Raw genomic sequence first — 18,689 nt, forward strand, 5'->3', positions numbered from 1 at the left:
GTACCACTCCAGACGTTCGCGGAACGAGACTGCCGGGGATCGGCTCAGCGCTGCAGCGCTTTCAGCAGCAGCGCTTCGGCCTGCGCGTCGGAGAGCGCCGCAAGCTGCTCCCGGGTATGCGGCGCCTCGGCGCCGCCGACGATCGGCGCGGAATGCGCGTGCGCGGCGGCCGATGCGGGTGCGCCGCTCGATCTCAACGCATCGGCCGCGCCCTGCATCCGCGCCAGATGCGCCGCAAGCTGCTCGACGTTCGAACAGTCCCACAGCACGGCGGCATCGAACGTCAGCCCGATCGTGTGCTGCACCTTCAACGAAAACTGGAGCGCGCTCATCGAGTCGAAACCCATCTCGACCCACGCGGCCGTGCGCGACACCTGCGTCTCGGCGATCTCGAGCCGCTCGGCGACGATCCGTACGATCCGGTCCGCGATCTCGCGCTCGATCAGCATCGGTTCGGAATGGGTCGCGGCTTCGGCGGCAGCCGGCGCCACCGCACCGTCCCGCACAGCGCCCGCACCCGTCGCATAGGCGCCGTCGGTCCAGCTGGCGACGGCGCGCAGTTCGCCTTGCAGATACGCACGACGACACAGCGCGCGCGCGATCTTGCCGCTGGAAGTCTTTTCGATGGTCGCCGGCTCGACCAGCACGATCGCGTGCGGCGTGACCCCGAAGTCCTCGCCGATCGCGACCACCATCGCGCGCAGCGTGGCGTCGAGGTCCAGCGTCCGGCGCGCGGTGCGGCCGACTTCCTGGATGATCACGAGCTTCTCTTCACCGTCCGCTTGCACCGATACGGCGGCGCCGCACCCGCGGCGCAACGCCGGCACGGCGTCCTGCACGCATGCCTCGATATCCTGCGGATACAAGTTGCGCCCGCGAACGATCAGCATGTCCTTCACGCGGCCGGTCACGTACAGGCGGCCGTCGACGATCGCGCCCAGATCGCCGGTGCGCAGGAACGGACGTGCGCCAGGTTCGCCGTCGAAATGCGCATCGAACGTCGACCGTGTCGCTTCCGGGTTGCCGTAGTAGCCCACGCCGATCGCGCCGCCGCGCACCCAGATCTCGCCGACGCCATTCGGGTCGGCAACCGGGCGACCGTCGAGGCCTGCGATCCGGATCTCGGTGCCGGGCGCCGTGCCGCCGCACGACACGAGACTCTTCGCGTTCGCTGCGCCGGGCTGAACCGGTTCGACGAGGCCGGCGGCGAGCTTCACGTTATCGACGTCCAGGTAATGGGCGCCATCGCCGTAAGGGACACCCGATACGATCAGGGTCGCCTCGGCCATCCCGTAGCACGGATAGAACGCCCCCGGAGCGAAGCCGTGCGGGCTTGCGGCGTCGATAAAATCGGTGACGGTCTGACGATGAATCGGCTCTGCGCCGCAGAATGCGACACGCCAGTTGGACAGATCGAGGCGGCCCTCGTCGTCGCTTCCGTCGAGCGCGGCAGCGGCAAGCGCATAGGCGAAATTCGGTCCGCCGGACGTCGTCGCACGGTGTGCGGAAATCGCGCGCAACCATCGGCCCGGCTGCTGGACGAACGCAACGGGCGACATCAACACTACCGACAACCCGATCGACGCCAGTTGCAACGGCATCGACAGTCCCATGTCGTGATACAGCGGCAGCCACGACAGCATGCGGGTGTCGCGATCGTGTCGCATCAGCAGCGCGATCGACCGTTGGTTGTCGATGATGTTGCCGTGCGTGATCATCACGCCCTTCGGCGTGCCCGTCGATCCGGACGTGTATTGAAGGAACGCAAGATCATCCGGCGCCGGCATGCGCGGCAACGCCGACGTGTCGTCCACACCGGCGTCGACGAGTGCTTCGTACGTGACGAGCTTGCAGCCGGCGAACAGCTGCTGCGTCGCGCGCAGGGTCTCGATGGTATCGATCGAGGTCGCCGGCGCCACGATCAACGCGGCGCCGCAATTGTCGGCAATCGCTTGCAGCTTCGCCCATTGCGCGACCTTGCGTACCTGCTGCGGATGATAGGCCGGCACGGCGACGCGCCCCGATGCCAGACATCCATAGAACGTGCAGACGAACTCGGCGCTCGTCGGCAACAGCAGCAGAACGCGAGCGCCCGGCTCGGTCAGTTGCGCGAGCCCGCGCGCCACCCGCGTCATGCCGGCATGCAGATCGCCGAACGTGCTTTCGCTTTCGATCGCTTCGCCGTCGCGCAGGATGGTCAGCGCGATACGGTCGGGGTCCCGCTCGGTGTGATGGGCGAGCGTCTCGATGATGGAAGTCGGTTCGGCTTCCATCTGAAACACGTTCGGATTCGAATGCGTCGTCATGGTCTGTCCAGAATGAGGTCGGTGCGTGCCGTCGCGCAAAGGCGGCGGCTCGCACACGGGGGGAATCTCATGCGTGTCGCAGGAACGCGTCCGCGATCGCGCGGCGATTGAGCTTGAGGTTGCGCGTGCGCAATCCGCTTTCGACGTCGAATGCGCGGTCGGTGAAAATCACCTTCACCAGTTGCCGTTGTGCGGGCAGCGTGCCGTTGACCGCACGGACGAGTTCGCGCAGCGCGTCGGTGACTTCGGGATCGTCCGGCCGGCGCGTCGCGATAACGACGCCGAGCCCCGCTTGCGGGCCCGCCATCACGACGGCCACGTCGACACGCGGATCGCGATACAGCAGCGCCTCGATCGGTTCGGGATGGAATTTCTCGCCGTTGCTCGTGATGATCGCGTCCTTCTTGCGCCCGACGACGTGCAAAAAGCCGTCTCGGTCGAATTCGGCAATGTCGCCCGTCGCTACCGCATTCGGCGCGATGAATGTCGCGCGACTATCCTCTTCCGGCGCATCGAAGTAGCCGAGCGACAGCAGTGCATTCCGTGTGACGACGACTTCACCGTCCTCCAGCAACGAGACGCTGCCCGGCTCCGCCGGCTGGCCGACCGACCCGACGCGTACCCGTCCGGGCTTGTTCCATGCAACCATGCCTGCCTCGGTGATCCCGAATGCCTCGTATAGCTCGATCCCGCAATCCCAGAAGAAATCGAGCGCCGTGCGCTTGATCGGCGCCATCCCGGTCACCATGTAGCGGATGTTGCCGCCGGTCAGCGCGCTCAGTCGCTCGGCGAGCGTCGATGGGTCGCTGCCCGGTCCGGCAGCCGCTCGCGCCAGCGTATGCAGCGTTTCGTACAGCACCGGCGGCGCGATCACGAACGTCGGACGGTGTCGCTTGAGACCCGGAAAGAGTCCGTGGAACGGTACCGACACGAGGTCGATCCCGTGATACAGACAGAAGTAGTACGTCATCCGTTGCTGGTAGTTCGCGAACGGCAAGAACGTCAGGAACCGCTCGCCCGGCGCGACGCCGAATGCGTCGCCATACAGATCGAGCAAGTGCGCGGTACCGCTGCGGCTCATCACGAGCCCTTTGGTCCTGCCTGTCGTGCCCGAACTGAACACCAGGGAATGGGTATCGGGTACATGCTCCACCCGCACCGGCTCGATACGCGCGTGCGAATCGCCGCGGCTGGCGGGATCGATATCCACGACGCGCCCGGCGATCGCGCCGGCGGTATCGAGCCATCGTGCGTCCACGGCCAGCACGCTCAGCTGGTAGCGCTCGATCAACGCGTCGCACGTGCCGAGCAGGCCATCGTTCGGAAAAGCGACCGATACGCAGCCGAGCTCGATGCACGCCAGATCCCACACCATCCACGGATAACCATTCGGCGCCGCGATGCCGACGCGCGCTCCGGGTACGAGGCCGATTGCCTTGCCGCGCTCGACCGTGGCGAGCACGTCTTCGAACAAGTCGTGGAATGTCCGGACGGTTTCGGCACCCTTGTCGTCGACAAAGGTCAGGGTATGACTGCTGTCGCGCAAGCGCGCGACGAGATCGTCGAAGGTCATCATCGGCGTTGTCCCGTCACGCGTGCGCGACGCCCTCCGCGGACGCGTAGTACTTTTGCGCGGCGCTTTCATACATGTTCCAGAACAGCTTGCACGTGTGGCGCACCGCGAACAGCGCTTCCTGTTGCATCTCCACGGTCGTGCACAGGTCGGTCACGAGCGAGATGCCTTCGGCGACGTGCGCGACGTCCTCTTTCTGGTGAACGGAGAAGAATCGCGTGTCCTCCTCGGTGAGCCCGTAGCACTTCGCCAGAATCGAGTGGCGCGCGTCGCCCGCACGGGTTTCCAGGCTCTGCCCTTCGCTCGCGATCATCACCGCGGCGGCGCCGATATGGTAGGTACCCTCGCCCTTGCAGTTCTCGAGGCGATAGTCGATCAATTCGCGCGTGGCCTCGGACGGCGTCCATGCATCGCGCTCCTCGTCACCGATGTTTTGCGCGCGAATGAAGTCTTCCATGAGTTCGACATGGTTCTTCGTTTTCGAGAAGCGCCCGGTTTCCTCTTCGAACAGGTTGTACAGCAGCCGGCGCTTGTGGTCGGGAAACGGGCAGCGGAAGTACAGATTCTCGATGTACTCGAGAAAGTACCGGGTGATCTGGTATCCCTCGAGCGTGATGATCTTCAGCAAGCGCCAGTTTTTCTGAGGCGTGAACAACTCCGCGAAGATCGGATGATCGAGTGTGAGCTGCTCGTCCAGCGTTTCGCGCAGCGCGCGGGAAAACGTCGCTTTGTCCATCAGCACGGCTTCTTTGGTGAGGGTCATGATCGTTCCCTGTCGGTGAGGTAACCGGCAATGTAATGGCGGCTTTCAAGACTGAAACCTGTCCGTTCGGGCGACTGTTTCCATCGCTGCGCCAACCCTGTACGTGAGTGCAGGTAGGCAGTGCGGTGGCTTGACGCTATAAAGCGGAACCCCTACGGCACTTGGAGAATCCGATGGACGACCACGCGAACGTGTTCGCTACGCTTACCGAACTGATTCCGCAGATTGCTGCGCTCGATATTGCGCCGAACATGCTGACGCGGAAAACGTCGCTGACGTCGGATCTGATGCTCGATTCGATCTCGCTGCTGTCGCTGATGGCACTGACCGAGGATCGGCTCGGCATCAGCTTTGCATCTCACACGGAACAGGTCGCGAACCTCGAAACCATCGGCGATGCGGTCGATCTGGTGGAAATGCTGTTGTCGGTGAAAGCGTAACGAGATGACGACGAACGATCATCCGCTCGACACATGCAGGATGCCGACGGCCGGCGGCTACGACCGTGTCTGCCTGCTGGATGCCTGCGATCTCGACGCGCTGCGCGCAGCGGCCGATGCCGCCGGCGATGCGGCATCGGCCGGCGTAGCGACTGCGGCGCTCGACGCGCATACGCGCATCGCTCGACTCCGCGACGCATTGAACGCGCCCGGTTCCGGGCGACTCGCCGTCGTCGTCGACGATCCCGAGATGCGTCGCACGCGCGCATTCGCGTCCTTGCCCCGCATCCTGTCGGCCGCGCTCGACGTTGCTTTCGCATCCGTTGCTAACGCATGCATCGTCGTGCTCGGCGACCCGCTCGCGGACGGCACTAGGGCCATTGGCGAAGGCGATACGCTCTCGCTGGCGTCACTCGACACGCTCGCCGACGCTGTCGCCGAAACCGTGTTCGAGGTACGTCGCCGCGCCGACACGTACTTCGAGCAAGAACCACTGGCGTTGCCTGCCGAAACTGCCGGCACGGCCTGCCTGCTGACGGCTGAAGCGGTGCTGGCCTGGCTCGCGACGGAAGCGTCGCCCGGGCTTCACGTGGTGCGTGGCGATCGGCGTATCGCGTGGCGCGAACTCGCTGAATGCGTCTCGCGATGTGCGCCCATTCCGACGCGAAGCGATGCTGACCAAGCCGGCTCCGATGCCGTTCTCGCGCTACTCGAAACGAACCTGAAGCATGCCGAGCACATGCTCGGATACGCGAATGACGCGCACGTGCCCCCGGCCGACATCCCTTCTCACCGACTGCACTGCGACGGCTTCGACTGGGGAGCCCGGATCGTTTCACGCGTTGCCGCTCACGCGGCCCGGCACGAGCGGCGCGACGCTCCTCGATGGGTCGACCTGCCGTCGGCGCGCCGGATCACGACCGGCAGCGGGCATGGGTATCTCACTGCCGGGCGCGGCCCGCGGGCCATGTTGCTCATCAACGCATTCGGCATCCCGCATGACGTGTGGCACGACTTCGCGGCCGGATTGGCACCGGATTTTTCGCTCTATGTGGCGGACGATGCAAGCGATGCGCCAGGCGATGCAGGGCTGACACGCGCCTATTATTCGAGCCCCGATGCACCGAACCGCTACGCGCGAAGCGTGGCTGAATTGCTCGACGTCGAGGGAATCGACGCGATTCACGTCGCGAGCTGGTGCGGAGGCGCCCGATATGCGCTGGCGCTGGCCCGCGCACTGCCCGGCCGCATCGCGTCGATGAGCCTGATCGCCCCGTCGTTTGCCGGCGCGCAGGACTACGACGGCGCCGACAGCGCCTACGAGAACAATCTCAATACGATGTGCTCGCTCGTCGCGCGCATGCCGAAGGCAGCGGACAGCATGGCCAAATCGATGATCGGACTTCTGGAGAAGCGGGCGCGAAACGACGTACGCGAAGGCGGCCACGCATCGATGTTCGCGCTACCCGATTCGGCAACTCGTCACTGGCTGCACGCGCCGTTCGTGTCGGCGGCGAACATGATCGAATACAGCCAGCAATTGCTGAATTTTCGCGCCCATCGGATCGAAGCCGAACGCGACGGATCGATCGCCGGCATCCCTGCGCTGCTCGTGACCGGGGAATACGACGAAATGACATGCGCGATACGTGCGCGAGCTATTACGTCGGCCCAGCTTCGTCCGATCCGGGTCGAGCTCCAGGCCGGCAGTCATCACATGGTTCACCAGAATGCGGTGCTGCTGGCGCAACTCGTCGGCACGTTCGTCCGCGATCGGGCGCTGACACCCGACGCACTGCCGCATCCGAGACTGCGAGTCCTCCCGGCGGCCGACCGTGGCGAGATGGAGATGGAGTCGGGCGAACTATGACGCACGAGCCTTCCGATGCCCGTTCGGACAGTTACAGGCTCGGGGCATCGATCACTAAAGTCGCACTGTGAAGCAAGCCGGATCACACGCGGCCGATCGCGTCGCGCTACGCGCGAACGACGCACAAGCCAACGCCAACCCGCTGGTCGGAGATTTCGAATGTACGCAAACAGCCTTGTCGAACTGATCGGCGATACGCCGCTGCTGTATCTGAAAAGCCTGTCGAACGAACACAGGCGAATCCGCGTGTATGGAAAGCTCGAGTGCTACAACCCCGGCAACAGCGTCAAGGACCGGAGCGCGCTTCAGTTACTCCGCCAGGCCGAGCGCGGCCATGGCCTCAAGCCGGGCTGGTCGATCGTCGAATCGACGTCGGGCAACATGGGGCACGCGCTTGCGATGCTGTGCGCCACGCGCGGCTATCGCTTCATTTGCGTGCTCGATCCGAAGACACCGAAGACGAATGCCAATCTCGTGCGGGCATTCGGCGGAGAAGTCGAGATGGTCGAACACCCCGACGAGACGGGCAGCTATCAGCGCAAGCGCATTGCGGTCGCGAAAGCGATCGCCGCGAGCGTGCCGAATTGCGTGAACCTCGATCAATACAACAATCCGGCCGCGATCGACGCCCACTATTACTCCACCGGGCCCGAAATCGTCTCCCAGCTCGCCGATCGTCTCGACGCCGTGATCGTGTCCGCCAGCACGGGCAGCCATCTGAGCGGAATCGCACGCTATGTGAAGGAGCGCGATCCGGCCACCCGCGTGATCGGTGTCGAGCCCGACGGCTCGGTCGTGTTCGGCGGCACGTACCGGCCGCATCTGCAGAATGGCGCGGGGCTCAGCTTTCAGCCCGGAAACATCCTGATTCATCTCGTCGACGAAACGATGCGCATCGTCGATCGCGATGCATTCGCCGGCTGCCGTCGTCTCGCGCTCGACGAAGGGTTGCTGCTCGGCGGTTCGTCCGGCGCCATCGCGCAGGCCGCACGCCGCTACGTCGCCACCTTGCAAGGCCCGGCCAACATCGTGCTCGTGCTGCCCGACAGCGGCACCAAGTATCTCGACACGATCTACGACGATCAGTGGCTGGTCGATCATGGCCTCCAGGCCGTGCTCGACGATCTGTACACCTCCCCGACCCCGCCACGCGCCGAAAGCGCCGTGGCCCTCGAAACCACGTGATCCAGGGACACCCATGAACGACTCCATCCGTACCTTGCTTGCCGACGGCGCACAGTATCCGATCGCGTTGCCGAAGGCCAACGCCACGCACGTCACCTATCGCTGGACGAACGGCGTCGACGACGCGTTGGGCGCGCAGATCGTCGAACTGATGCGGCGCACGAGCGAAAGCACGCCGATCATCGGCTTCGCCGAAACGATCACGGACGCGGAAGCGAGCCGCTATCTCGAGGAACTTCGCTCGAATCTCGCCGCGGAAAAGGTTCGCCTGCTGACGATCTTCGCGAACACCGGGCAATTGATCGGCCTGTGCACGTTGCGCCGCAACCTGAACCCAAACAATCGCCATATCACCGATCTCGCGAAAGGCATGATTCACGACGCCTGTCGCGGCGGTGGCGTGCTGCCTGCCGCTTTCGTCGAGATCGCGCTGCAATGCGATCGGGACAACGTCGAACTGTTGACGCTCGACGTGCGAGACGGCACGCCCGCTCACCGCGTATGGGAACACTACGGTTTTCAGACGTGGGGCACGTTGCCGGACTACGCCCGCGCGAACGGGAAGATACATGCCGGCCACTTCATGATGCAGCGCGTGGCGGATCTCAAGGAACGTGCGCTCGGCATGCTGATGGGTCGCGACGCCGGCCGCACCGTCCCCGTCAAAGCATCGGTATGAGCCACGCCATCTACGACGGACCGATCATCGACTCGCACTGCCACATTGCGTCGACGCGCTTCATCCCCACTGCGTTCCTCGAGGGATTCTGCGCCAACGTTCATGTCCGCCTCGTCGCCAATGGCGTACGGAAATCGCGATCGGAACTGCTCGATACCTACCTCGCGCAAAGCCAGGACCACTTCGGCGATGCACTGGCGGCCGACATGACGTCGGCCGGCATCGAACAGGCCGTGGTGTTGCTGCCCGATTTCACGTACGTGATGAAAAGCGATCTCACGATCGCCGAGATGTATGCCGAGCATCATGCGATTCTGCAGCGTCACGGCGAGCGCTTTCACGTCTTCGGCGGCATGGATCCGCGCTGGGGCGCGGATGGTGTCGCGTTGTTCGAGAAAGGCGTCGTCGAGTACGGCTTCTCCGGATTGAAACTCTATCCGCCGTGCGGCTACAGCCCGAGCGACAAGCGCCTGTACCCGCTGTACGAAATCTGTCGCGCCCACCGGTTGCCGGTTCTTCTGCACGTGGGGCCGACCAGCCCGGCGCTCGAGTTTGCGTACTCGCACCCCGATCTGCTCGACCGCGCGGCATTCGATTTTCCCGACGTGAACTTCATCCTCGCGCACGGCGCCGTGCATCACGTCGACGCGTGCGCGAGACAGTGCGCGTATCGACCCAACGTGTATCTCGACGTCAGCGCGTTTCTCGGCTCCCAGCATCCGCAGGGGTGGTCGGTCGCGCTCGCGGAGCTGTTCCGCATGAACATCAATCACAAGATACTGTTCGGCACCGACTGGCCGGTCTTTCGCAACTCGGGCGGCCACCGCAAGGTCATGGAGCAGTTCCTCGCCGCCGATGGCCCGCTCGCCGCGGTCGCGCCGCTGCAACGCAAGTGGTTGATGTCGGGCAATACGCGCGCGCTGCTGCCGGCATCGCGCACGATCGATGCGATCGCGTGATTCCGGCCGTCGCGTGCGACGGCCGTCCCGCACGCACTGCGGGCTCGCGGCTGTCTCGATGATCGGCGCCCTGCTCGTCTGGACCGCATGGCCGGGGCATCGGGCCGACGCGATGGCGGAAACCGCCGACGCGGCGGACCAATGGCGCGCCGACGAACGGGCGCAGCTCGAATCGATGCGCCTGCCCGCGAACGTCGTCAAAATCGACCCGTCGAATCGCGTGGCCGCGTCCGCGGCGGCGGCTCAACTCGGCAAGCGTCTGTTCTCCGATCCGCGGTTCAGCCGAAACGGCGCGATCGCCTGTGCGAGCTGCCACACGCCCGATCGCCAGTTCGAAGACGGACGACCGCTGGCGATCGGCCTGGGCACCGGCATGCGTCGCACGATGCCCGTCGTCGGCACGACCGATGCGCCGTGGCTGTTCTGGGACGGCCGCAAAGATAGTGTGTGGTCGCAGGCGATCGGGCCGATCGAGGATCACAACGAACACGGCGGCACCCGGCTGCGCGCCGCCCATGTGCTTGCCGAGCACTACCGCGATGCTTACGAGCCGCTGTTCGGACCGCTGCCCGACCTGAGCGCGCTGCCCCGTGACGGGGGCCCGCTCGGCACCGACACGGAGAAGGCTGTCTGGCAGGGGCTCGACGAACGCACCCGCGCCGACGTGTCGCGCGTGTTCGCGAATCTCGGCAAGGCGATCGCAGCGTACGAAGCGACGCTGCAGTACGGGCCTTCGCGCTTCGATACCTATGTCGACGGCGTCCGGACCGGCGACCCGGTCAAGCTCGCCGCGCTGACGCCGACCGAAAAAGCGGGGCTTCACCTGTTCGTGAGAAAAGGGCAATGCATGACGTGCCACACCGGGCCCATGCTGAGCGACCGGCAATTCCACAACATCGGCGTACCGCCGCGCAGCGGGACGGCTGCCGATCCCGGCCGCGCGGCGGCGCTCGCCAAGGTGTTGCACGACGAATTCAACTGCATGGGGCCGTTCAGCGACGCGAAGCCCGAACAGTGCGAGGAGTTGCAATTCATCTCGACCGACGACCCGCAAATGCTCGGCGCGTTCAAGACGCCGAGCCTGCGCAACGTCGCGCTACGGCCGCCGTACATGCACGCGGGGCAATTCGCGTCGCTGGAGGCCGTGATGCGCCACTACGCGGACGCGCCCGCGGCCGCGATCGGGCATAGCGAACTGAAGCGGATCGCGTTGTCGGACGAGGAGCAACGGCAACTCGCAGCGCTGCTCGGTGCGTTTTCCGGCCCCGTCGTCGAGCGCTGACCGTCCGCGCCGTCGTTCGTCAGCGCGACGCGTCGCGAACGGCGACGCCCATCACCTTGACCTGGCCGCCGAACGGCAACGCAGCCGCCTGATAGACGGTTCGCGCAGGCCGACGATCCGCGGGAAACAGGTCGGCATAAACACCGTTCACCTCCGCGAGCGCGCCGATGTCGGAAAACGCGATGTCGACGAACACGAGATCCCGTGGAGTGAATCCCGCGGCTTCGATCGCACGGAACAGGTTCGCGAACGCGCGCCGCGCTTCTTCGGCCGGCGTACCGGGCACATAGCGGCCGTCGGCATCCAGCGAAAGCTGGCCGCTGAGATAGCAGGTGTCGTTCGCGACCACCGCATGGCTGATCGGCGACGGCCACTGCGGCAATTCGTTGCCCGAGGTCACAAAGTGTTTCATGCGGTTCTTCTCCTTGATGCAGGTGACGCGGCCCGTCACGCGCAACGGATCGGCATCCGTTCCCGCGTTACAAATAGTGTTTGACGAGCAACTGGAAGAGATTCGACTGCGGCAGCGCGCCGTATTCGGTTCCCGATGTGCCCGCGTTGATCTGCCATTGCAGCGCGACATCGGTTCTGGCGAAGCGATAACGCGCCTCGAGCCAGGTGAGCCGGCTGCGATCGGCGAGGTTCAACCTGACGAAACCGGAGAGATCCAGACGCTGGATCCAGGCGTCCTGCCACCTGACCATCGCGAAGAGCCCGTCGCGGGTCGTGGGTTCCTGCTGGGCGGCCGCCAGCGTTCGATACGCTGCGTAACCGGCCGGCGGACCATTGCGCAGCGCCTGCCATCCCGCACGATCGAGCGCGGCGCCGTCCCGGTCATACTCCAGCGTGAAGGAAAGATTGCGCGACGTCGTGCAGGTCGCGCCGGTTGCGAGTTTCCAACGAAACGCGACATCGCTGTACGGCTGCCCAAGCGCACGCGCGAGCATCGACGGCCCTCGGCCGCCCGACCACTCGACGTATCCGACGCACGCGTTGTTGACGAGATGGACCAGGTTGACGCCGAATTGCGGCGAACTGCCGGGCTTCCCGTCATCGTAGATCACGATCTGCGGCGACAGATCCGAGATGACGCGCTGGCTGAACTGAAGCATCCAGCGCGTGCGCTGATTCGTTGCGCCGAAGTCCGGCGAGAACGATGCGTCGGTTGCGCGATCCGCAATCCGTGGAGCGATGAGCACGCTGACGGAACCGTCGGCCCACAATTGCTGGCCGCGCAGCATCACCGTACCGAGCCGGTTCTCGCGCAGGCTCGCGGGATCCACCGAGGTCACGGAACGGACCGCGTTGTCGCGGAAAAAGTCGGTGGGGTTGTAGCCGGTCGCGACGCCGAGCCGCACATTGACGCGGCCGGCCTGCAGCAGCGTGCTGCCGCCGCCTACGCGGCCGTCCACATACAGTTCCTTCAGCGTGTTGATCGCGCCCGAGTCGCCATCGAAGCGCCACGGACCGTTCAGGTCGAGCCGGTCTGCAAGACTGATGCCCCAGCCGTTCGAGAATGCATGACGCGCAGTGAGGTCGAGCGACAGGCGCGTGGCCGTCCGCGTCCCGCCCGGGCGCAAGGTGGCGAAACGCAGGCCCGGTTCCAGACTGAACTGGTACTTGCCGTCGTCGACCTTCTGCACCGGCGTCGCGTCGGCCAGCGCCAGCCCGGCCTCTTCCGCGTCGTTGGCATGGCATACGCCCGCCATGCTGGCCAACGCGATACAGGCGATGCCGATGCGCGTCATCATTCGGGCTGAAAACGCGCCATGAAATCGGACTGGAACCAGGCATCCGGAATCTCCCGCGCCACGTAGTCCGCATATCGCATCACGGTCACGAGATTCGGATTGAGCCCGTCGATGATCACGATCTCGGTGGGCCGCAACGCACCGAGCTGCTGTTGAAAGCGTCGATAGAATGCCGTCTTGAGAAGCTTGCCGCTCTCGCTGAAGAAACGTGCCTTCACGGGGCGCGAGTCCGTCGTGTCGATCCACATTTCGATCGAGTGATACGTCATGTCGGATACGCTCTGGACCAGCTTCAACCGGTAGGCACGGCGCATCTGGCGCTCGCCGTCCTGCACGTCCTCTTCCGCCTCGACCTGGGCACGATACCCCTGGGCGAAATTGACGGTGACCACATCGCCGTTCGATGCTTGCCCGAGCAGCCGTTGCTGCGGCGAAATGCGGATCGTCGCCTTGCTCGCCGGATCGAAGAACCACAGATCGTTGCCGCTCTTGAGCATCAGCTTGTTCGCATCGCGTGCCGGCGCGGCGAATCGAATCAGGCTGCGAAACTGACCGCTCGTCGGGTTGATCCGCGAATAAGCGGTCAGTGCATTCGAATCCGTTTGCTTGCCATCGGTGTATTGGGTCAGCGTGACGTTCAGCGTAAACGGTTCGCTCGGGTTGCGAACGGCATCGCTCGCGGCGAGGATGCGTTGCGGATCGGGCGCAGCGTGTGCGGTACAGCAGGCAAGTGCGAGGATCGCAGCGGCGCACAGGCGCGCCATCGAATGCGTCTGCATCGGAATCTCCGGGGCAAATACGGAATGACAGGGACGAGTTCGGCTCCCACCCGAAAACGGGTGGAGAACCGGCAAGCTTGGGGAGAAACGGGGCGACGCTGCGGGGTGCAGCTCAGTAGCCTGGATACTGCATCTGCAGTGCGACCCATGCGGCCGTGCGCTTGCCGAACTCGGACGAGATCGCCTTCAGCGATGCGTCGAGCGCATGCAACGGATAGCGCGTGATCGGCGGAGACAACATCCGCGCCGGCGCGTCGACGCCGGCCACGCGGTCGGGAACGATCGTCAACCCGCGCCGGGTGCGCACGGGTTCGCGGTTCGCGGCCACCGTGTAGGCGGTCGAGCGGAACGTCGTGGAATAGGCATCGGCCTCGAGCACGAGCGCGATTTCGTCGACACCCGGCGCGATCGGGATACCGAAATCCTCGTGCGACCAGAACGACACGTAGTTGGTTGCAATCGTCGCCATCGCCGGCAAACCGAGGCTGAAGCGGTCGCTCGCGATCTCGGACGACCATGCAGGGCGTCCGAGCCGCTCGGCGACCTGCAGCGCACGTTCGCGCCCGGCGAGCGCCTCGACGAGCGCAAGCGATACCGGAATCGTCGCGGTGACGCCGGTCGTCGTGACGACCTTGCCATCGGCAACGTAACGCTTGCCGTCGACCCAGCGCGTATCGGCAAACTTCTTGCGGAGATCGTTCATCGAATACCAGTGCCCCGTTGCACGGCGGCCTTCCAGCAACCCCGCACGGGCGACCACCCAGACGCCATCGCACACGCCGATGATCGTCGCACCCTTCTTCGCCTGCTCGGCCACCCATGCCAGCAGCGCCGGATCGCTGTCGCGATGCACGGCCGGCACGATCACATAGTCGGCCCCTTCGGGCACGCGCTGATCGAACTGGGCGGTGGTTTCGTCCGGAATGACGTTCATCGGCGCCGGAAACATCCGGATGGGGCCCGGTTTCGTCGCAAGCGCGACGAGATCCGCCGCGCCCGATTCGGCCACGATGCCATAGGGAACGACGTAATCGGTCAGCTCGGTATAGTAGTTTTCGCCAACGACGGCGACGATCGGGCGCGTGCGCCCGAAGCGCGGCTGATAGGCGGGCAGCCGGTCCGCGCGTGCCGCCGCGGGCGCCGCGACGCCCGGCGCCGACGCTTCGCTCGCCGGCCCCGCGTGGGCAAGGTTCGCGATACCCGATGCAAACGGCGCGAGCAGCAACAGCATCCAGTACAGCATGACTTTTCGCATTGAAGCCTCTCCGTGTATGGAACTCATCCAGTAATCAGGCATGGCGCCCGTGTCGATCGTCACGACGCCACTGCCGGCGGCAGCACGACGTTGAACGTCACGTCGTCGTCGCGCTGCGCGTCCCGGACCTTCAGCGTGATCGTCCACCAGCCGGGCATGCTGAACTTCATCCCTTGCAGTCGATACGTCCCGTTTCCGTTGCCGTCGACCACGCGAGGGCGCGTCGGCAGACCATGCCCGTGCTGAGGCATCCCGCCGCCGACATCGATGCGCGCACCGCGCACCGGCTCCCCCGACGCACGCTTCACGATAACGGTCCACGCGTGGATCCGGTTCAGCGGCGGCGGTGTCGTCGGCGGTTCGAGCGTCACGACGTAAGCGCCCGACGCCGTCGTTTGCGTCAGCGACAGATTCAGACCCGCGGGTGCCGGCTGCTCGGCCGGTGCGCCACATGCGCCGAGCATGACGATGCAACTCCCGGCGAAGGCTAACATGACGATCCGCCGACGAATAGATTTCATCGACATTTCATCGACGCCCGATCCGATCGCTCGATCACGCATAGCGAAGCGCATCGACAATCTCCATTCGCGACGCGCGGCGCGCGGGCAGCAACGCGGAAAGCATCGCCACGACGAGCAGGCCGATCGCGGTACCCACGATCAGGTCGTTCTCGCCCCACACACGAATGATCAGCGGCACCGGAGAGCGGCCCGGCGGCGTCCACGTCAGACCGCTGACGTTGATGATGCCGGCGAGTAACGCCGCGCTGGCAACGCCGAGCACCGCGCCAATCACGCCGAGCAGCAACCCTTCGCACAGGAACAGGCGACGTACGCCCGCCCGGCGCAATCCCATTGCGCGCAGCGTGCCGATTTCGACCGTGCGTTCGAACACCGCCGTACTCATTGTGTTGCCGACAGTGAACAACACGATCGCAGCGATCAGTAGCGCGACAAAACCGAACAGCGTCGCGAACATCGCAAGCGCTTGACCATAGAACGGGTTCAGCGCCGTGTAATCGACGACTTCCGTATCGGTACCCGCGAATTTCGTTTTCAGCAGCGTCTCGATCCTGGCCTTCGCGGCCGGCAAATCGGACGTATGGCGCAACTGGACGACGATCGCCGTCGCTTTCGGCCGCTCGGTGCCGTAGACGAGTCGTTGCGCTTGCGCGAGATGCAGGCCGACGTACATGTCGTCGTATTCCTTGATGCCCTGTCGCTCCGCCTTCACGACCTGCAGTTCCGCCACGTTCGGCGCCCCGCGCGCGGTCGCCGCAAGCAGTTCGATCCGCCGGCCGCCCGTCCCGGCAGCCGGCGCGACGCGCGTACCCTCGGCAAGGGCCGCGATGTCGCCCGGAAGCGGCGAAGCAGGCGTGGTGTCCGCGGACTTCCTGGGCGGGTTGCAGTCGGGTACCTTGAGCGGCCCGCACAGTTCGAGCACGCGCGCGAGGCCGGTCCCGATCACGGCTGCGTCGCCGGTCGTGCCGGTCAGCGCCATCGGCGGGATCGTCACGGGGAAGTGGTAGTCGTTCCAGGCGCGCATCCGGTTCTGGTCGTCGACGCGCACGCCGAGCGCGAGCGCGGTACGCGACAACCCCGCGTCGAAGTTGCCCGCGATACCCTGCAACTGCAGCGTGGGCGTCGCGACGAGCACCATGTTCGCCAGCTCCGGATCGGCCTTCACCGCATCGATGATCGCCTCGTAGTTGTCGATCCCGTACTCGGAAGGATTACCGCTGCCGAACTCGTAGAACCCCTTGCGTTCGATCTGCAGATGGCCGCCGTACTTCACGTAATCGGTTTGCAGTCCGTACGTGATGTTGCGCGTATAGCCGCCGAACAGCAGCACCGCGTGCGCGCCGACGATCATCGCGAGCAAGGTCGTGATCGAGCGGCGACGGTTGCGCAGCAGATTGCGGAGCGCGAGCAAAAAGGTCTTCATGCGAACGCCTCCTGGTCGTCGGTGCGCGTCACGCCGGACACGATCCCGTCGGCAATGTGCACGACATCGTCGCCTGCCGCGATGACCTGCGGATCGTGCGATGAAATCACGAACGACACGCGCCGCTCCCGTTGCAACCGCCGCATCAGCGCGATGATCTGCTGGCCGGTCTTGCTGTCCAGATTGGCGGTCGGCTCGTCCGCCAGCACGAGGTTAGGCGACGCGACGAGCGCACGCGCGATCGCGACGCGTTGCCGCTGCCCGCCCGACATCTGTCCCGGACGATGATGCGCTTTGTCCGCGAGGCCGACCGCATCGAGCATGTCCCGCACCCTCAGCGCACGTTCGGACTCCGTCAATCGCGTGCCCGCGAGAAGCAGCGGATATTCGACGTTTTCGTGCGCCGTGAGCACCGGCAGCAGATTGAAGTTCTGGAAAACGAAACCGAGCCGTCGAGCACGAAAATCGGACAGCGCGTCGTCCGACAAACGACCGACCTCTTCGCCCGCCACGACGATGCGGCCGCGGTCGGGCCGGTCCACGCATCCGACGAGATTCAGCAACGTCGACTTCCCGCTGCCGGAAGCACCGGCAATGACGGTCAGTTTTCCGTCGCGAATGTCGAGCGTGACGTCGCGCAGCGCGGTCACGTTGACGGAACCCATCAGATACGACTTTTCAACGGCTTCGAGTATTACGGCGTTCATGGTTTCGATATACGAAGTTGGCAGGCCGCGACAGCACGGTGCAGGACGATCGCGCAGCGCAGAATACCAACTTGCGTGTAGGGAAAAACCTGTTCGTTGGGGCAGCATCCGGGCGCGCATCCGCTACCGGGATGGCATGTCGCGACCCGCGTTCGCGAACAATCACGGCCGGGGGCGGATCGTCAACCTGTACCGTCGGACGGCACCCGTCGCCGGCCCTTGCCATTACGCTGCACCGTCATCGGCGCGCCGCCTCGGAACGGATCGCGGCCGCGACGCGTCACGACTTCCGCTCTCAATCGGCATGCCAGTCAAAATAACGCCCTGGTTCATCCTGCATCGCCCGCGACCCGCGGCCACGCACAGGCTGTTCTGCTTCCCGTACGCCGGTGCCGGCTCGCTGCTCTATCGGCGCTGGGCGCTCGATCTGCCCGACTGGATCGAAGTCGTTGCGGTCGAACTGCCGGGACGCCAGACGCGCTTCTCGGAAGCGCCGCCCACGTCGCTGGATGCGATGACGGATGCGTTGGCCACCGCCACGAACGGGCTCCTCGACAAGCCGTTCGGCACCTTCGGATACAGTTTCGGCAGTGTCGTCGGTATCGAATGGCTGAGGGAACTCGATCGACGACGGCTTCGCGGGCCCATTCACGCATTCTGCGCAGCGCACCGCGCACCGCATGTTGCCCCTCGTCCGTTATCGATTCATCGGTTGTCGGACGCGGACCTCATCGATTGGCTGAAAACGATGGGCGGCACACCGGATGCGTTGCTGTCGGAGCCGGACTGGCTTCGGCATTTCCTGCGCGCGCTGCGAGCCGATCTGGCGCTCGCCGAAGGATATTGCGCCGATACGCCTTTCGCGTTGCGCTGCGGGTTGACCGTATTTGGCGGCTTGCACGATCCGCATGTCGATATCGACGCATTGCACGAATGGCGCCGCTACAGCGACGGACCGTTCTCGCTTCATCGTTTCGACGGCGATCATTTCTTTATCCATGCCAGGGAGCGCGAACTCCAGGATCACGTTGTCGCGACGCTGGCCGCACACGCATAGTCGCGATACAGGGCACCCGTCGCGCCCGCGTGGCTTGCGAGGTCGTTTCCTCACAGCATCACGCGCTCGATCCCGCCATTGTTCGCGTGTGCGACGTAGTCGGCCATCCAGTTCTCGCCGAGCACCTGGCGGGCGA

The 18,689-nt window shown here is 65.0% G+C and carries 18 protein-coding genes; 7 read left to right on the top strand and 11 right to left on the bottom strand.

Annotation, left to right across the window (positions count from 1 at the left end):
• Positions 1–44: 44 nt before the first annotated feature.
• From WT53_RS25180 to WT53_RS25190, 3 genes are all read right to left on the bottom strand, one after another.
• Complete coding sequence (locus WT53_RS25180) at positions 45–2,306, bottom strand: AMP-binding protein (RefSeq protein ID WP_034208797.1); 2,262 nt, start codon at positions 2,304–2,306, stop codon at positions 45–47.
• Between the two features lie 67 nt (positions 2,307–2,373).
• The gene (locus tag WT53_RS25185) at positions 2,374–3,882 is read right to left on the bottom strand and encodes an AMP-binding protein (RefSeq protein ID WP_034208798.1); all 1,509 of its coding nucleotides are present in this window, start codon (positions 3,880–3,882) and stop codon (positions 2,374–2,376) included.
• Between the two features lie 13 nt (positions 3,883–3,895).
• Entirely contained in the window at positions 3,896–4,642 is a 747-nt protein-coding gene (locus tag WT53_RS25190) for a TenA family transcriptional regulator (protein ID WP_034208799.1), read from the bottom strand.
• A 173-nt stretch (positions 4,643–4,815) separates the two neighbouring features.
• Between WT53_RS25190 and WT53_RS25195 the strand changes: the two genes are divergently transcribed.
• The 6 genes from WT53_RS25195 to WT53_RS25220 all read left to right on the top strand — a co-directional run bounded on the left by WT53_RS25195 (position 4,816) and on the right by WT53_RS25220 (position 11,057).
• The gene (locus tag WT53_RS25195; protein ID WP_034208800.1) at positions 4,816–5,082 is read left to right on the top strand and encodes an acyl carrier protein; all 267 of its coding nucleotides are present in this window, start codon (positions 4,816–4,818) and stop codon (positions 5,080–5,082) included.
• Positions 5,083–5,086: 4 nt separating this feature from the next.
• Positions 5,087–6,952 (top strand): alpha/beta hydrolase, encoded by a 1,866-nt coding sequence (locus WT53_RS25200; protein ID WP_034208801.1) that lies wholly within the window; start codon positions 5,087–5,089, stop codon positions 6,950–6,952.
• A 159-nt stretch (positions 6,953–7,111) separates the two neighbouring features.
• Positions 7,112–8,137 (top strand): PLP-dependent cysteine synthase family protein, encoded by a 1,026-nt coding sequence (locus tag WT53_RS25205; RefSeq protein ID WP_052100376.1) that lies wholly within the window; start codon positions 7,112–7,114, stop codon positions 8,135–8,137.
• 13 nt (positions 8,138–8,150) lie between these two features.
• Entirely contained in the window at positions 8,151–8,816 is a 666-nt protein-coding gene (locus WT53_RS25210; RefSeq protein ID WP_052100379.1) for a GNAT family N-acetyltransferase, read from the top strand.
• Entirely contained in the window at positions 8,813–9,775 is a 963-nt protein-coding gene (locus tag WT53_RS25215) for an amidohydrolase family protein (protein WP_052100380.1), read from the top strand. Before WT53_RS25210 ends, WT53_RS25215 begins: the two co-directional genes overlap by 4 nt.
• Before the next feature lie 58 nt (positions 9,776–9,833).
• The gene (locus WT53_RS25220; RefSeq protein ID WP_230624943.1) at positions 9,834–11,057 is read left to right on the top strand and encodes a cytochrome-c peroxidase; all 1,224 of its coding nucleotides are present in this window, start codon (positions 9,834–9,836) and stop codon (positions 11,055–11,057) included.
• Positions 11,058–11,076: 19 nt separating this feature from the next.
• Here WT53_RS25220 and WT53_RS25225 read toward each other — a convergent pair whose 3' ends face one another.
• The 7 genes from WT53_RS25225 to WT53_RS25255 form a co-directional block, all read right to left on the bottom strand.
• On the bottom strand, positions 11,077–11,469 hold the full coding sequence (locus WT53_RS25225; RefSeq protein ID WP_034209439.1) for a RidA family protein: 393 nt from the start codon (positions 11,467–11,469) through the stop codon (positions 11,077–11,079).
• A gap of 67 nt (positions 11,470–11,536) precedes the next feature.
• Complete coding sequence (locus WT53_RS25230) at positions 11,537–12,805, bottom strand: hypothetical protein (protein WP_034208803.1); 1,269 nt, start codon at positions 12,803–12,805, stop codon at positions 11,537–11,539.
• Positions 12,805–13,587, bottom strand: a complete 783-nt coding sequence (locus tag WT53_RS25235; protein WP_034208804.1) for an outer membrane lipoprotein-sorting protein — start codon at positions 13,585–13,587, stop codon at positions 12,805–12,807. The genes WT53_RS25230 and WT53_RS25235 overlap by 1 nt, the downstream gene beginning before the upstream one ends.
• A 112-nt stretch (positions 13,588–13,699) precedes the next feature.
• Positions 13,700–14,842, bottom strand: a complete 1,143-nt coding sequence (locus WT53_RS25240; protein WP_034208805.1) for a DJ-1/PfpI family protein — start codon at positions 14,840–14,842, stop codon at positions 13,700–13,702.
• Positions 14,843–14,901: 59 nt separating this feature from the next.
• Positions 14,902–15,336, bottom strand: coding sequence for a FixH family protein (locus WT53_RS25245; RefSeq protein WP_230624945.1), 435 nt, complete (start codon positions 15,334–15,336; stop codon positions 14,902–14,904).
• A 61-nt stretch (positions 15,337–15,397) separates the two neighbouring features.
• Positions 15,398–16,789 carry an ABC transporter permease gene (locus tag WT53_RS25250; protein ID WP_034208807.1) on the bottom strand — a complete coding sequence of 464 codons (1,392 nt, stop codon included), beginning with the start codon at positions 16,787–16,789 and terminating at the stop codon, positions 15,398–15,400.
• Positions 16,786–17,496, bottom strand: a complete 711-nt coding sequence (locus WT53_RS25255) for an ABC transporter ATP-binding protein (RefSeq protein ID WP_034208808.1) — start codon at positions 17,494–17,496, stop codon at positions 16,786–16,788. Before WT53_RS25255 ends, WT53_RS25250 begins: the two co-directional genes overlap by 4 nt.
• 136 nt (positions 17,497–17,632) lie before the next feature.
• Between WT53_RS25255 and WT53_RS32950 the strand changes: the two genes are divergently transcribed.
• Entirely contained in the window at positions 17,633–18,553 is a 921-nt protein-coding gene (locus WT53_RS32950; protein ID WP_179949048.1) for a thioesterase II family protein, read from the top strand.
• Positions 18,554–18,603: 50 nt separating this feature from the next.
• On the opposite strand, the gene WT53_RS34450 is transcribed toward WT53_RS32950, so the two are convergent.
• The coding region (locus tag WT53_RS34450) for a DUF3400 domain-containing protein (protein WP_156447904.1) at positions 18,604–18,689 on the bottom strand (86 nt) is incomplete at its 5' end.

The organism is Burkholderia sp. MSMB2157WGS, assembly GCF_001532755.1.
Lineage (GTDB): Bacteria > Pseudomonadota > Gammaproteobacteria > Burkholderiales > Burkholderiaceae > Burkholderia.

Excerpts from the sequence above, each read along its gene's own strand:
- WT53_RS25220 (WP_230624943.1), top strand. The coding sequence starts at position 9,834 with ATGATCGGCGCCCTGCTCGTCTGGACCGCATGGCCGGGGCATCGGGCC.
- WT53_RS25245 (WP_230624945.1), bottom strand. The coding sequence starts at position 15,336 with ATGTTAGCCTTCGCCGGGAGTTGCATCGTCATGCTCGGCGCATGTGGC.
- WT53_RS25200 (WP_034208801.1), top strand. The coding sequence starts at position 5,087 with ATGACGACGAACGATCATCCGCTCGACACATGCAGGATGCCGACGGCC.
- WT53_RS25185 (WP_034208798.1), bottom strand. The coding sequence starts at position 3,882 with ATGATGACCTTCGACGATCTCGTCGCGCGCTTGCGCGACAGCAGTCAT.
- WT53_RS25210 (WP_052100379.1), top strand. The coding sequence starts at position 8,151 with ATGAACGACTCCATCCGTACCTTGCTTGCCGACGGCGCACAGTATCCG.
- WT53_RS25230 (WP_034208803.1), bottom strand. The coding sequence starts at position 12,805 with ATGACGCGCATCGGCATCGCCTGTATCGCGTTGGCCAGCATGGCGGGC.
- WT53_RS25240 (WP_034208805.1), bottom strand. The coding sequence starts at position 14,842 with ATGCGAAAAGTCATGCTGTACTGGATGCTGTTGCTGCTCGCGCCGTTT.
- WT53_RS25195 (WP_034208800.1), top strand. The coding sequence starts at position 4,816 with ATGGACGACCACGCGAACGTGTTCGCTACGCTTACCGAACTGATTCCG.
- WT53_RS25255 (WP_034208808.1), bottom strand. The coding sequence starts at position 17,496 with ATGAACGCCGTAATACTCGAAGCCGTTGAAAAGTCGTATCTGATGGGT.
- WT53_RS25205 (WP_052100376.1), top strand. The coding sequence starts at position 7,112 with ATGTACGCAAACAGCCTTGTCGAACTGATCGGCGATACGCCGCTGCTG.
- WT53_RS25225 (WP_034209439.1), bottom strand. The coding sequence starts at position 11,469 with ATGAAACACTTTGTGACCTCGGGCAACGAATTGCCGCAGTGGCCGTCG.
- WT53_RS25250 (WP_034208807.1), bottom strand. The coding sequence starts at position 16,789 with ATGAAGACCTTTTTGCTCGCGCTCCGCAATCTGCTGCGCAACCGTCGC.
- WT53_RS32950 (WP_179949048.1), top strand. The coding sequence starts at position 17,633 with ATGTCGCGACCCGCGTTCGCGAACAATCACGGCCGGGGGCGGATCGTC.
- WT53_RS25215 (WP_052100380.1), top strand. The coding sequence starts at position 8,813 with ATGAGCCACGCCATCTACGACGGACCGATCATCGACTCGCACTGCCAC.
- WT53_RS25180 (WP_034208797.1), bottom strand. The coding sequence starts at position 2,306 with ATGACGACGCATTCGAATCCGAACGTGTTTCAGATGGAAGCCGAACCG.
- WT53_RS25235 (WP_034208804.1), bottom strand. The coding sequence starts at position 13,587 with ATGCAGACGCATTCGATGGCGCGCCTGTGCGCCGCTGCGATCCTCGCA.
- WT53_RS25190 (WP_034208799.1), bottom strand. The coding sequence starts at position 4,642 with ATGACCCTCACCAAAGAAGCCGTGCTGATGGACAAAGCGACGTTTTCC.